This is a genomic window from Cloacibacterium sp. DMC96, assembly GCF_056313765.1.
Map to the genome: position 1 here is coordinate 1 of NZ_JBQUZQ010000002.1, position 14,738 is coordinate 14,738.

The 14,738-nt window shown below is 33.8% G+C and carries 9 protein-coding genes; 2 read left to right on the forward strand and 7 right to left on the reverse strand.

All coding sequences use genetic code 11. The features are described 5' to 3' along the window. Positions 1–267: 267 nt before the first annotated feature. From ACT53I_RS08815 to ruvA, 4 genes are all read right to left on the reverse strand, one after another. Positions 268–564, reverse strand: a complete 297-nt coding sequence (locus tag ACT53I_RS08815; RefSeq protein ID WP_476079389.1) for a VanZ family protein — start codon at positions 562–564, stop codon at positions 268–270. Between the two features lie 58 nt (positions 565–622). After that, positions 623–1,000 carry a glycine cleavage system protein GcvH gene (gene gcvH / locus ACT53I_RS08820; protein WP_476079390.1) on the reverse strand — a complete coding sequence of 126 codons (378 nt, stop codon included), beginning with the start codon at positions 998–1,000 and terminating at the stop codon, positions 623–625. 129 nt (positions 1,001–1,129) lie between these two features. Beyond that, positions 1,130–8,149, reverse strand: a complete 7,020-nt coding sequence (gene sov / locus ACT53I_RS08825; protein ID WP_476079391.1) for a T9SS outer membrane translocon Sov/SprA — start codon at positions 8,147–8,149, stop codon at positions 1,130–1,132. A 6-nt stretch (positions 8,150–8,155) separates the two neighbouring features. After that, entirely contained in the window at positions 8,156–8,740 is a 585-nt protein-coding gene (ruvA, locus tag ACT53I_RS08830) for a Holliday junction branch migration protein RuvA (RefSeq protein WP_069797957.1), read from the reverse strand. A gap of 119 nt (positions 8,741–8,859) precedes the next feature. On the opposite strand from ruvA, the gene ACT53I_RS08835 reads away from it, so the two are divergent. Further along, positions 8,860–10,632, forward strand: a complete 1,773-nt coding sequence (locus ACT53I_RS08835) for an AMP-dependent synthetase/ligase (protein ID WP_476079392.1) — start codon at positions 8,860–8,862, stop codon at positions 10,630–10,632. Positions 10,633–10,683: 51 nt separating this feature from the next. Then, positions 10,684–11,145, forward strand: coding sequence for a hypothetical protein (locus tag ACT53I_RS08840; RefSeq protein WP_476079393.1), 462 nt, complete (start codon positions 10,684–10,686; stop codon positions 11,143–11,145). 59 nt (positions 11,146–11,204) lie between these two features. On the opposite strand, the gene ACT53I_RS08845 is transcribed toward ACT53I_RS08840, so the two are convergent. From ACT53I_RS08845 to ACT53I_RS08855, 3 genes are read right to left on the reverse strand one after another with little or no spacing between them, the layout of a single operon-like run. After that, entirely contained in the window at positions 11,205–11,909 is a 705-nt protein-coding gene (locus ACT53I_RS08845) for a carboxylesterase family protein (RefSeq protein ID WP_374543002.1), read from the reverse strand. 8 nt (positions 11,910–11,917) lie between these two features. Next, entirely contained in the window at positions 11,918–13,294 is a 1,377-nt protein-coding gene (locus tag ACT53I_RS08850) for a glucoamylase family protein (RefSeq protein WP_476079394.1), read from the reverse strand. Positions 13,295–13,328: 34 nt separating this feature from the next. Then, positions 13,329–14,720, reverse strand: a complete 1,392-nt coding sequence (locus tag ACT53I_RS08855; protein ID WP_476079395.1) for a glucoamylase family protein — start codon at positions 14,718–14,720, stop codon at positions 13,329–13,331. Positions 14,721–14,738 lie beyond the last annotated feature (18 nt).

A 14,738-nucleotide genomic window follows, 5' to 3' on the forward strand; every position in this document is an offset into this window, starting at 1 on the left:
TAAATATTTTTATGTTCTCGTTTCGTATCTTTTTCCTTAATTACCTCCTGCGCTTCCCGTTGTTTCGGATTGCAAAAATATGACGATAAATAAATACAATGCAAATATTTTACACAAAAACTTATACAGTTGTTTAAATTGGGGAAAACATTCTTCTGATAACAAATAACTTACACTAGTTTTCAAAGTTATCCACAATAAGAAAATACCCTTTCTTTAGTATTATTTACACTATAAATCCTAAACATCATTAAGGATTATATGAATTTAGAAGTAATAGTTTTTTATTTTTTGATAGGTAAAGTATCCCATCAACACTCCTAATAAATCTGCAACAAGGTCTAACAATTCCATACTTCTTCCTAAATGCATTTCTTTTTGTAGTATTTCTGTACCTAATCCATATATAAACATGACTAAGAAAAAGGTAAAAAATTGCATTCTAGGAAAACTTATTCTGAAAACAAATCCTAATAGGGCGAATATTGAAATATGTAATAATTTATCAATTCCTGAGAACATAAACCAATATTCTTTGTTTTCTACTCCTGGTTTGAGGAGCATATATGTGAGTATTGCCCAATAAATGGGCAATACGTAATATCTAAATATGTGAGTTATCTTATCCAATGAGTTCTTGGTACTGTTCTGCAGTTAGCAATTCTGATTGGTCTGCACCTTCTGAAAGTTCTACTTTTACAATCCATCCTTTTCCGTATGGGTCTGTGTTTACCAATTCTGGTTCACCTTCTAACTCTTCATTAAACTCTATTACTCTACCTGAAACTGGTAAATATAAATCTGAAACAGTTTTTACAGCTTCTACGCTACCGAATACTTCTCCCGCATTTAAATCATCGTCTACAGTATCTACATCTACAAAAACGATGTCTCCTAATTCGCTTTGAGCAAAATCAGTGATTCCAACTGTAGCTACGTTTCCTTCTAGTTTAACCCATTCGTGATCTTTGGTGTACTTTAATTCTGATGGTGTGTTCATTTCTAAATTTATTTTTCCCAAAATTAATGAAATTATATGGAGGTTGCAAAAAAGTTTTTTCTAAAAAAAATAGAACCAAATAAATTTGATTCTATTCTATATTATATACTATATATATTATATGTGCATTTAGAAACCTTGACCTCCTCCAAAATTAAAGGTAGCAGTAATACCAGCTCTCACCGTAGAAAGTGGAAATGCTGTAGAAATTTTATACTTGGTCATTAATTGATCATAGAAAAATCTTAGATTAAAGTTCTGAGAGATGTTATAATCTGCCGAAACTTTTACGCTCATTAATCTTTGACCTCCAGTAATCTGTGAATCATCTAATAATATATTGGTAATTCTGGTTTGGTTATCTCTTAGTGAAAAATCCGCTCTTACATTTAAATCACTTTTCAGATTTTTTTCTTTTCCTTGATATCTAACTTTGATTTTTAAATCTTTTAAAATATATCCAAAACCAAAAACATATTCAGAACCTAAATCTTCGGTTAAAGTATGATTTACCAAACCGAGTGTATACATTCTGTTCTTATTATATTGTAAACGGAACTGCATATTATTTCTCATGGTAACATCTGCTCCTAAAAGTGGAGAGAAATCTTCTACATAACCAATCGTGTTAAATGTATATGGATTGTACACATCATTATTAATATCATATTGAGGAGCTCCCGGATTTACATTCTTATTATAATAGTCTACGCTTTTCTGAATTCCAGTTGCGGTATAAGTAGAAGTATAGGCATGAAGAATATCAAACTTAGCAAACTGACTATTAATAAAAGGTATGTTTTTAATTCCCGAATAAGTAATTCTCCAGTTTGGCATTGGGAATTTAGATTTTTCTAAATTATTATTTTTCGTTGGAGACTTTCCTTCAATCGCTGCTTGGAAAGATGGAATTAAAACATAAGCATTGGCTTTGCTGTAATGTTCTGCGTAACCATCAGCTTGTGGTGTTCCATACATTTGAGAAATCGTCTTAGCGTTTTCTATAATTTTTTCGTAAATATTATCGCTTCCAAAACTTGTCTTCAAGAGAATATTAGAATTGGTAAACGTAATCATCTCAGTTGCGAAAGAAAAATCAAATTGAGGTGTACTGCTAATCGCATCTACATTAAAATTACCATGCATTAAATTCTTCATGTAATTTTTGGTAAAACTCACATCTATTCTAAAATCATTGATTGGCTGTATCTGAATATTCCCAGTAAGATTTCTGGTAGTCATCTGAGAATAAGCTTCCGTCATGTATTCCGAAGAAGAAATCCAACTGTTTTCTATAGCATATCTTCTGATGTCTGCTTGAGAACCCAACAAGAATCCAAAAGTTGGCCCGCCAATTCCTTTTCCGTATCCATAGAAATTAGGAGAAGATAATAATCCCGGTAAAACGGTCCCGTTATTTTCGGTATAATTAAAATCTAATTGTTTTATCGCTGTTAAAGCATATGCAAAAGCTTGAGTAGGCGTCAACTTATTTTTAAAGGTATAAGATTTGAATGCTTTTTTCCTTCCTTTTTTCAAGAAATTTTGAGTATAGACATTGTTCAGAGAATCTATTTCAGATTTTCTGGCATTCATTTTATCATTTACTTTTCTAAAATATTTAAACTTATTGAAGAAACTATTAAAATCTGCACCTCCAGTTACATTAATATTATTGGTATTCTGTGCCAAGTTCCCCAGTTTTACTCCGTTAGTATCTACCATTGCTGTAGAACGAGCGCTCCAATTGTACTGTACACCATAACCAATCTCCGTATTTACAAAATCTAAATAAGGTAAATTTTCAAATGGTAATCTATAACTCAACTGAATTCTATGGTTATAAAGAACTGGTCTTCCTTTTTGGAAAACATTTTGGAAAATAGAACTTCTGTCAAAGGTTTGAATATCCAATTGGTCATTAATCGTTCTGGTAGCTGATGAAATATCTAATTTTAGAGATTTGGTTAAATTAAATCCTACATTATATTGCCAACCGAAGAAGAAGTTTCGGTTTTTAATCACATCAAAATCCGCTGAAGAATTTCCATTGAGCAACGCATCAATATTTCTAAATTCTAATTCATTGTAATTTCTGTCTAATTCTGTTCTGAAAGAAACTCTGGTAGGAACTATGTTAAAATTAATTTCTTTTGCCCATTTCAGATAAGGATAAGACTTCGCTGTATCGCTTACAATTTTATTAAATGGTTTAAGATTCCAAGGTTTAAAATTAAAACTGTAATCTATATTTCCTCTTAAATATTGTCTGTAATTGTCTTTAGTGTATACATCTCTATACTTGTCATCATTATAAATTAAAGAGATAGACAAGTTTTCTACATCATAGAATTTTGGTTTTTTATTAGGATTCATTCTATCCTTTCTCATATTGAGTACACCAATACTTCTTTGTTGTGTATAGGTTCTTGCTACTTTTTTCAGTTCATCTTTCTTTGGATCTTTACTAAATTCCACATCATCATTTAGTGGATTGTACTTAGGATCTTCTATGGTTTGAGAATAAGAATAATTCACCGGAATCTTCAATCCTAACTTTTCTGGTAAGAATTTATCTACATTCACCATTGTATTGATACCAAAAGCCGAGTTGGTAGTCTGTGAACGTTCCGCAGGTTTTTGGTTGATAAACCCAAAACCAATCGTAGAATAAGCACCACTCGCGTTTACAGTAGCAAAATCTCCTAAATTAAAATTAAGATTTGCGTTTCCTGCATAACCACCTTTATTTTCTATTCCCGAAAGTCTAATTTCATTAACCCAAAGAATAAGATTTTTATCTACCTCGTCATTATTTCTCACCCCAATCATCATGGTGGTAATATTTCCTAAACTTGGTCTACCTTTTACGTAGAAGGCTTTATTTTCATCGCCAAAATCTGCCGAAGTATATCTTTCGTTAGTTACCGTAGAATTTTTATCTCTCAAGATTTTTAAATCTACAAAATCCTGAATCGCTAATCTCACGGTGTTTTCATTTGGCCAAATATCAAGCGGAGAAGTAGCATTCGGAGCGGTATATTTCAGCGAAGCTTCATATTCATAATAATTATCAGTAGCATCACTACCGAATCTGATGAAGAACTTCGCAGATTTATCAAGATTAGAACCTTTGCCAATTAAATCTTCTGCGTGAACAAATAGTTCTAAATTTTGGAATCTTCTCATATCTAAAGCGATATTTTTGAAAACACCTCTTGCTTCACCATTCGGAAGGTTGGTTTTCATATAAAGAGAAGCTTCGTTTTGTCTTTGAGCACCTGCATTTCCGCTGAGAACTTGTCTCTCAATTCCTGGAGGCAATACATAAGGTGGAGTTCCCAATGCATTTTCTTCTAAGTTTACACTTCCTACATCAAATTTAGAATTATCTATAGTTCCTGTTCCTTCAAATTGGTTCTGGTCATCTACTCTATTTGAAGCAATTCCTTTTCCATATTTTCTCCATTCGCTTCTTACCAAGTCTAATGTTCCGAATCTAATCGTAGCGGTTTCATCAAAACCAGTAAGCATCATTCTGGCAAATCTTACGTTGTTTAAGATTTGGTCTGCACCAGAAGTTTCGGTAGAAGAATTATAATTGGCAACTGGAATTCTGAATAAGAACCATTTATTTTTAGAAGTTTGTCCGTTTTGGAATTTCACTTCTACTTCTTTTACATCTACAATATTATTTCTTCCTAAAACCAATTCGCTCTGTGCTAAATTAATATCATACTGATTGTAATTTTCGCTTTGGTCTAGGTTATAATCTTTATTTACATCTTCTGCATCCGGAGTTTGAGAAGAAACTTCTAAAGAGTTCGACTGAGAGTTTCCATCTGGATTTCTGAAATATTTATAACGCTCAATCATAGATGAAGCTAATGCTCCCTGAAACTGATTAGAAAGATAAAATACAAAATCATCTGCAGCTGGGTCTGGCTCATTTTTTACTGGATTGATAAAATTGGTATTGAAAGCTGTAGCTTCTGCCACATTATCCAATCCATCAAAACCTACATCTTGAGCAGTTCTCTCTTCGTTTTCTGTACCGAAAGCATATAAAACTGGGAATTGGTCTGGCTGAGTTCCCCAATTGGTAGAAGAAGTTTTCGCTGGAGTATTTGGTGTAGGCAAACCATTTTCATATTGCAGTTTACCATCTTTTAGAATATCTTCTGAAACGTTTCCTAATTGCAACATTAATTTAGGAGCAGTTCCTAACATTTTACCGTCTGCGTAAGGATCCATCATCCAAAATTCCACATATTCTATATTCGAGCTTCTGAAGTTAGAAACCGTAATCGGTCTCATTAAACCAGCCCATCTTTGTGATGGAATTTCTGCATTTTGATTTAAATTATACGGACCTCTTTCTTTAGGATAATACGTAATATCAAAAGTATTGGTGAAGGTTTGTTCACCAGCTACAAAATCTCTATTGTTAAAGAGTTCTATCATTTGAACTCTTCTGGAAGCGTGATTAGAAAGCGCTTCAGCATTAATTCCATTCGGTGCTTTTCCTCCAACTCCATAGAACCTAGGGTCTATATTGTACCAAGACAGTAAACCTCTTCCATATCCGTTGGTCAAGTCATTATTATTAGAACTTCCGAAACCAATTTCTGGTTTAGATGCTAAACTCCACACCGCAGGTTCTTTTAAAGAAATTTTAGAAGTGGTTTGTTCAAAATCATCAATGTAAGATTCATCATTAATTCCTTTATTTTGACCTGGAATAAGATATGCTCCTTCTAATTTCAAATTAATATTAGACGGTGCTTCTGTATTGATAAACGGAATTTTATCTGTAAGTCTGGTTAAAAACTGTGATTGGTTATTATACATTAAATTAAAACCAGCCATCGTATTGTTTACAGCTTCGAAACCTGTCTGTACTTTTTGAGTCAATGGTGTTTCTGAATAATTTACCACAGTTGCACCAATGGTAAGATTTTCATTAAATTTTCTCTCGAGATTTAATCCTAAAAATCTTTTTCTCTGGGTGTTAAAGGTCATTTGGTTTTCCAAACTCACATTAATGGCTTGACCAGATTGTTTCACCATTTCATTGATAATGGTTACTTGACCTATCATATAATCTACCGTATAATCTACTCCTTCTGTAAGCACAACTCCATTTGCAGTTACTTTTACAGAACCACGCGGAACATTAATCGCGCCTAAAGAAATTCCTGTCCCTTGCGAACCTTTATATCTACCTTCGATGGTGTATCTAAGTGCTAAATTATTTTCAGAAGCAACTTGTTTTTGTTGGGTATACAGCTCATTGAAAACAAATTTCGGATCATTGCTTCCTAAAACAGATTCTAAGTAATTACCAAAAGGTTGAGCTTTGGTAAACATTACTCTTCCGTTTTGCGCATCTACCGTAATTCCTTGCACAAAGTCAAATAAACCATCTCCTTGTTGACCATTCGTATTGTTCTGAATATCGTTATTCACATTCAGTCTATCCCAATTGAATAATTTCAATAAATTTTGGTCTGCAACAGGTGTTCCCGGCAAATAATTTACTTTTCCACCGCTGTCATTATCACGATATAAAACGTTTAATAGGAAATTCTGCGAGTCAATTTGATTGGCATTTAATGAATACACGTTTTTCATCATTAAATTCCACATCGGTGAAGTGGTTTTTACGGAAACGTTCGGTTTCAATAATTTGGTAATCACCACTGGACTTTCTTCGGAAAATTCCCCTACTTTATAGACTTTGCTGTCACCAGAAACGGTGTAAGAAAAAGACGCCGCCAAAAGTTGATTATCATTTAATCTTTGATTCAAAGAAATATAACCCACTTGAGGATTAAAGGTATATTCAGCAGGATTTAATCTTTTTGCTTTTCGGTTAAAGATAAAATGTTCGCCGTCTTTATAACTGGGGTCACCTGTAGTATTCGGAAGTGATTGATTATTAATCGCGTTGTAGGTTTGGTTTACATCTCTTATTCCGCCAAGATTGGCTACGGCATTATAAACACCTAAATTAGAATTGTCTGGGAAACTTCCGCCTTCTCCTAAATCTCTAATCCCCAAAATACTTTTCTGCTCTTGCAAATTACCAGAACCTTGGTCTAAAACCCAAAGTTCTAATCGGGTAATCGAAATTCTAGAATTGATTAAAGGATAATTGGCTAAAGCGTTGTCATAATTATTTAAGAAATATTGGCCTAAAAAATAGTGCTGATTATCTTCGTAATCATAAGCGTTTATTTTGAAGGTTTGCATTACGCCACCTCCTTGAACTACAATATTTCTGGCTTCTCCTTGTTGCTGAGAAAACACCAAAGTTCCGTACGTTTTCCCTAATTGGAATTCTGTTTTTAGACCAAAAAGAGATTCAGAGCCTCTGATTAAATTGGTAGAAAGTGGCATGTTCACATTACCGAATTCTACTCTTTTTATAATTTTATCTTCGCCACCTTTTAGTGGATTTTTTGCTTCACTGATGGCTTGATTTTGTAAATCCCTCCAAGTTCCTTTCGCTTGCCAAACGAGATTCATTCTATTCTCAAATGCAAAACCAGATTGCGTGTCGTAATTGGCTTTGAGTTGAAGATTTTCTCCAACTTTCCCTAAAACTCCTAGCTGAATTCTCTGCTGAATATTAATCGCAAAATTGCTTCTGTTCTGCGGAAGAATTAATGGATTTTCAATTTTTTGGTGTAAACCTCCTAAATCAAAACTCGCAAAACCATTTGGAATCAATTCTATTTTATTGCTACCAAAAATGGTTTCAAAAATTTTATTTTTGATAGTCACACTTTGAATTAAGCCTTTCTTTTCGGCTTCTTTTTTGTCTTCTTTGTAGAGATTTCCACCAAAAGCTTTTTGCTGATAATAATCTTTGAGACTATTATTCAGGTTGTAAGTAGAATATTCTTTAGGAGTGAGAACTATGGGCGCTCCAGTTATGGTGTTTCCAATTTTTGGGTAGAGATAATACATACCCGTTTTTACATCATAGAACGCTTCGTATCTCGTAGGATTGGGCAAGGCATAATCTTTCCTTATAGAAATATTCGCTGTATCCGAAGGCTTTTGCTGCGCAAAAAATAACGCAGAAAAACATAAAAATACAATCGAAAAATAGATTTTATGCAGAGGAAAAGTTTTCTTCACTTGTGTTTATATCATTTTTAGAATTTGCTTCACCAATTCTTCAGTTTGCAAATCTGGATTTTGTTTTAAAATTCTATCGGCAATCTTCTCGCTCATCTTTTTAGGAATCCCTAAAACTTCTAAAGCAGATAACGATTCTTCTTTCACTTTATTGTCTGCAAAAGCAGAAATGTTCTCCGCAGAAACCCCGAATTTTTCTACCTTATCTCGTAAATCTACGATAATTCTTTCAGCGGTTTTAGCACCTACTCCTTTTACTTTTTGGAGCAAGGCAGAATTTTTATTGAGAATCGCTTGAGCAATGTCTTTAAGATCTAATGAAGAAAGCAAAATCAGCGCAGAAACTGCACCCACTCCATTTACAGAAATTAAGAGATTAAACATTTCTTTTTCTTCTTTGGTATAAAACCCAAAAAGCAAATGCGCATCTTCTCTGATAATTTGCTGCGTAAAAAGAAAAACTTCCTTTCCTAAAGAAAGTCGCTGAGACGTTTGCAAAGAAATGCCTACATAATAACCCACTCCATTTACCTCTATCACCACATAGGTAGGAGTAAGTTCTTGAACAATACCTTTTAATGAAAAAATCATAGTTTTTTAATAATCTTCAAAGATAACAAATCTCTAAAAATTAAAAAATCAATTTATAGGTATAAAACATGCAATAATTCGTAATTTTGGGAAGTTATAATATAAATAGTAAACAGATAATGAAAAACCTACTTCAGCTTTTAGAAGAAAACACCAAAAAATTCCCACAGAAAACCGCTCTTAGTTTTAGAAACGGTGACGAAATAGAGATTCTTACTTGGAAAAAATTCTGGGCAATGGTTTGCCAAACTGCAAACGGATTGCATACTCTAGACGTAAAAAAGGGAGATTGTGTAGGTGTTTTTTCTCAAAATTCTAAAGATTGGATTATTTTTGACGTTGCCGTGCAAATGTTGGGGGCGATTACCATCCCCATTTATGCCACCAATAATTATGACCAGACCGAATATATCATCAAGCAAACCGAAATGCAACATATTTTGGTGGGAGACACTCCTCAACTTGAAATTCTGAAAAGTGCCGAAAAACATTTGGGCAAAAAATTACATATTTTCACGTCTCATGTCATAAAAGACGAAGCCGAAAACATTACGTATTTCCCAGATTTCATCAAGCATTTTGCTACGGAAAGAAACCTCATCGAAATTACCGATGAAGATTTGGCAACCATTCTTTACACTTCTGGAACTACAGGAATCCCGAAAGGTGTAATGCTTACACATGGTGGTTTCAAAGCGGTAGTTGCGGCGCACAAAGAATTTTTCAGTTTCGACAATTTGTACGACATGAAATCTTTGGCATTTTTACCATTAAGTCATATTTTCGAAAGAAGCTGGACGCTTTTTGTGCTTTCTCAAGGTGGTGAAGTTGCCATTTTAGAAGACCCAAAAAATATCTTGAACACGCTGAAACACGTTCACCCAACTGCAATGTGTGCCGTACCAAGATTCTACGAAAAAGTATATCAAACTTTAATTAAAAAAATAGAAGCTTCTTCACCTACGAAACAAAAACTTTTCAAAAAAGCTTTGGAAGTAGGCGCTAAAGTGGCGGATAAAAAAAGAACTGGCGCTAAAGTTCCGTTTGGTTTACAATTACAGTTTAATTTTTTTGACAAATTGGTTTTCAGAAAAATTAAAAATGAATTGGGCGGAAATCTTTCGTTTTTACCTTGTGGTGGAGCGATGCTGAAAAAAGAAATTTCAGAATTTTTTGCAGCCATTGGTTTACCCGTGATTGTAGGGTATGGACTTACCGAAACCACCGCTACCGTTACTGCACTTCCTCCGAAAAATTATGTGTACGGAAGCGTAGGAAAAGCTCTACCAGGTGTAGAAATTAAAATAGGAGCAGATGATGAAATTTTGGTAAAATATCAAGGTGTAATGAAAGGTTACTACAAAAACGAAGAAGAAACGGCTAAAGTTTTCACGGAAGATGGTTATTTCAGAACGGGTGATGCTGGTAGAATAGACGAAGAAGGAAATCTCTACATTACCGATAGAATTAAGGATTTAATGAAAACTTCTAACGGAAAATATATTGCGCCACAAAGCATAGAAATCCCATTACAGAGCAATCCTTACATTGCTCAAGCGATGGTAATTGCCGAAGGAAAACCTTATGTTTCTGCGGTGATAGTTCCGAATTTTGAAACTTTGATGGAGAAATACGAAGAATTTAAAAATTACCTTTCTCTGAACATAGAAGAGAAGAAAAAATTACTAGAAACGCCTTTTATTAAAGAAACTTTTGAAAAAGTAGTGAATGATATTCAAAAGGAATTTGCAAGTTTTGAAAAAATTAAAAAGTTCAAACTTTTACCTGAAGAATTTACCATAGAACGTGGCGAAATTACTCCAACACTAAAAATAAAACGTAAAATTATTCTGGAAAAATTCAAAGCTTTGATTGAAGGAATGTATGCGTAGTCTTTATATATTTAAATTATAAAAACGGTTTTATTTTTGAAATAAACTTTAATGAAGAATATAATTATTTTGATTATTACATTCTCTTTATCTTCTTGTTTGCATCAACAAAAAAATACGCAAGGAATTTTTAAGGAAATTGTGGATGACCAAGAATATGAAAAAATGAATATTTATGCATGGAGTTTTACTCCAGAATTGACCGATTTATTAAAAAATGATGAAAACTTCAAATTCACAATGAAAGAAGTTAAAGAAGAAGATTTTAGTTTATATTATAAAGCTAAAAAATACGCTCCTCAGATAAATTGGAAAAATTACAAATCTAAAAGCAAAATAACTGAAATTAAAGACAATAACACATTACAAATTTCAACGCCGCTTTTTATAAGAGACAACCGGGAAGCTTTGATTCAACTTAAGACTTTTTATAAAAATGAGTTTAATGTCTATAAATATAAAAACGGTAAATGGATATTATCTTACAGTTTTGGAAATAGAATAAAAAATTAAAAATTCACCTATAAGCAAACCCCTCCAAAAATTTGGAGGGGTTTTGATTTGTAAAACTGTTATTTCTTTTTCTGTGAGAGAAGCCACTTGTAAAATTCTGGGTTAGAATAGGTAGAATCCCAAGAATTGTGATTATCATTTGGAAAGATAATGAGTTCTGCTTTTGGATTAATCGGGTGAACTTTCATCCAAAAATTAGTCGCGTTTTCTGGCAACACCACATCATCCATTCCACCATGATAAATTTTAAGGTTCATGTCCTTATAATTATGAATATTGGCAAGCATTACTCTGTCTGTAGGTGCACAAACAGAAGCTACTGCTGCAAACATTTCAGGGTGTTCTCCTGCCAGTTTCAGCGTTCCCCAACCTCCCATAGATAAACCTGTGAGGTAAATTCTAGACGCATCTATTTTATATTTCTGCACGATTTCTTGAATCAAAAAATACACGGCTTGTGTATCCCACCACATATTTTCGGGACATTGCGGCGCAAGAATTGCCACAGGTTCCTGCATTAAATTTTTATAGGTAAACGGACTGTGCGCTTTTACCATTTCTAAATTGGTTCCTCTTTCGCCAGAACCGTGTAAAAAAACAATCAACGGAACATTTCCTTTAGCGTTTTGAGGATAATCAAAAACATAGGAAATATTTTTTTCTACTTTCACTTCTTTCTTGAATTCTGCTTTTATTTCTTGAGCATTTGCTTGACTGATAAACCCAAAAACAAGTAATGCCGTGATTTTTAAAATGAATTTCATCTTCATATTTATTTAATGTTATACTTCTCTGATTTGAATTCTAATTTTTTAAGCCCTTGTTTGATTTCTGGTGCGTTCATAAACAACTTCCAAAGGAAACCTGTTCTGTAATTTTCAATCATGGGAGCGATCGTTCCTTGGTCAATAGCCAAATAACGTGGTGTAAACCAATTATCATAATGAATAGAAGTTGCATCAAAAGGACCTGCACTACCAATAAATTCTGGTTTCTGCGTGTACATAAATCTTAAAAAATTCATCGATTCTTTTGGAGAATACGGAAAACTACTCAAAGCAGCTGTTGGTGTAATCACGCCTCTATCTTCTGTAGGTTGATGCGCGGTATAGCCTACTCCACCGTCATTATTTCTAGTGTAACTTGCGGTAAGTCCCCAATAATTTTCGCCATAACCTTTCCAATTTTTAGGATTTTCTACACAATATTTATAATCAATGAGTACTTGATTTTTATTCAAATCAAAATAATTCTTGATGAGTTTATCACTTAAACCAGTTGGGTCTAAACCAATGTACGAATAATGTGCCCAAAATAAAGGACCTCCATATTCCTCAGAATAATTGTGTTTCACATAAAGCGGAAGTCCGTACTTAGATTTATCAGTAAGGTAAGTTCCGTTTCTAGTCCAACCTTGATAATAAGTTTCTGCGTCTATAGCATGTGTAGGCGATGAAGCTGCTAAAATATAAGTAATCAAACATTCATTATAACCTTGCAATGGGAAATTCATCTCCCACTGATATTCTGGTGACCAATGCCAATACAAGACTTTTTCGCCACCTTTGGTATACCAATTCCATTCAATTCCTTTCCAAAGTTCGTCACATTTTTGAGCCAATGCTTTTTCTTCTGCATTACCATCTTTAAAATATTCGCGAACCATTAAAATCCCTGAAGTGAGAAAAGCGGTTTCTACTAAATCTCCACCATTGTCTTTTCTGCCAAAAGGAACTACTTTCCCGGTTTCTCCATTAATCCAATGACTCCAAGCTCCGTGAAAACGATCTGCTTTCGCTAAGAAATCCATCATGGTATTGAGTCTTTTTACGGCTTCTTCTCTTGGAATAAAACCTCTTTCAACTCCTACCAAAACGGTTGCTAAACCAAAACCTGAACCACCTGTAGTCACTACATGTTTATCATTTTGAGGATAGATATTGTCTTCGTGATAGCGTTCTCTTCCGAGCAATGAATTAGGTTCTGCATAATCCCAAAAATATTTGAGTGCATCTTTTTGAACCTTATCCATTAATTGTTGGTCTGTTAATTTTGAAGTTTCTGTATTCTTGGTCTCAGTCACGGTTTTTTGAGACTGACAAGAACTCAGCATGAAACTTGCAAAAAGAAATATGATTATTTTTTTCATTTTTATTAATAATTAAACCTATTCGAATGAATTTTTAGAATCCATATTGAGTAGAATGGAAACCTAATTTCAGTAAACCTTGTTTTACATCTGGAGCATTCATAAACAATTGCCACAAAAATGCCGAACGATGATTTTCTACCATCGGCGCGATTGTACCCTGGTCTATTGCTAAATATCTTGGAGTAACCCAATTGTAATGTACAGAATATGCATCATAAGGTCCTGCTACACCGATGTATTTTTTATAATTTTCATTGTATAAAAATCTTAAAAAATTCATACTTTCTGCAGGCGTATAAGGCATATCCGAAATAGCTGCTGTAGGCGAAATTATTCCTAAATCGTTATTCGGTTGATGTGCTGCATAATCATCTCCTCCAGTTTGGGGATTTCTGGAATAACTTGCCGTTAAACCCCAACTTTTAGAATTATATCCTTGCCAGCTTTTAGGATTGGTAACACAGTACTGATACATGATTTTAGAATGATTTACTACTGCATCACCATAATTCACATAGTCATCTCTTAAACCTCTAGGATCTAATCCTAAGAAAGAATAATGAGACCAAAACATAGGACCAACTGTTCCGTTAGCTCCGTTATGATTAACTATTAAAGGAATGCCGTATTGTGAGGAAAATGTTTTTATAGCACCACTTCTTGCCCAACCTTCGGTGTAAACCGTTTTTTCAATAGCATAATTAGGTGAAGCTGCTGCTAAAACATAAGTGATTAAAGTTTCATCAAAACCTCGCAATTGGTGGTTCATCTCAAAATTATAATTGGGTGACCAATGCCAATACAAAACGTTTTGACCTTGAGTATACCAATTCCACTCGATTCCTTTCCATAAATCGTCTGCTTTTTTTGAAATGGCCAATTCTGTAGTATCTGAAGAATTTTTGAAATACTCTCTTACGCAGATTAAACCTTGAGCTAGAAAAGCTGTTTCTACTAAATCTCCTCCATTATCTTTTGTGCTGAAAGGAATAACATTCCCTGTATTCCCGTCCATCCAATGTGGCCAAGCTCCATGAAAACGATTGGCATTTTGTAAGAAATTAAGAGCGGTCGATAATCTAGAAACGGCATCGGTTCTCGTTACATAACCATTTTTAATCCCTACTAAAATCGTCATCAACCCGAAACCAGAACCTCCTGTGGAAACAACATGAGCATCTTGACCAGGATTATCTGTATGATATCTTTCTCTAGCTAATTTAGAATTAGATTGTGCATAATCCCAAAAATATTTAAGCGCATCTTTCTGAACCATTTCTACAATTTCTGGGTCTGTGTAAGCTTTGGGAGGATCTGTAGGATTTGTAGGTAAAGGTGTTCCTCCACCTTTTGGTGAATCATCTTCGTTGCAAGAGAATAAGAATAAAGATGAAATCAAAAAAATGGACAATATTTTTTTCATATTAATGGATCTAAAAAG

Excerpts from the sequence above, each read along its gene's own strand:
- ACT53I_RS08840 (WP_476079393.1), top strand. The coding sequence starts at position 10,684 with ATGAAGAATATAATTATTTTGATTATTACATTCTCTTTATCTTCTTGT.
- ACT53I_RS08815 (WP_476079389.1), bottom strand. The coding sequence starts at position 564 with ATGCTCCTCAAACCAGGAGTAGAAAACAAAGAATATTGGTTTATGTTC.
- ACT53I_RS08835 (WP_476079392.1), top strand. The coding sequence starts at position 8,860 with ATGAAAAACCTACTTCAGCTTTTAGAAGAAAACACCAAAAAATTCCCA.
- ACT53I_RS08845 (WP_374543002.1), bottom strand. The coding sequence starts at position 11,909 with ATGAAATTCATTTTAAAAATCACGGCATTACTTGTTTTTGGGTTTATC.
- ACT53I_RS08855 (WP_476079395.1), bottom strand. The coding sequence starts at position 14,720 with ATGAAAAAAATATTGTCCATTTTTTTGATTTCATCTTTATTCTTATTC.
- ruvA (WP_069797957.1), bottom strand. The coding sequence starts at position 8,740 with ATGATTTTTTCATTAAAAGGTATTGTTCAAGAACTTACTCCTACCTAT.
- ACT53I_RS08850 (WP_476079394.1), bottom strand. The coding sequence starts at position 13,294 with ATGAAAAAAATAATCATATTTCTTTTTGCAAGTTTCATGCTGAGTTCT.
- gcvH (WP_476079390.1), bottom strand. The coding sequence starts at position 1,000 with ATGAACACACCATCAGAATTAAAGTACACCAAAGATCACGAATGGGTT.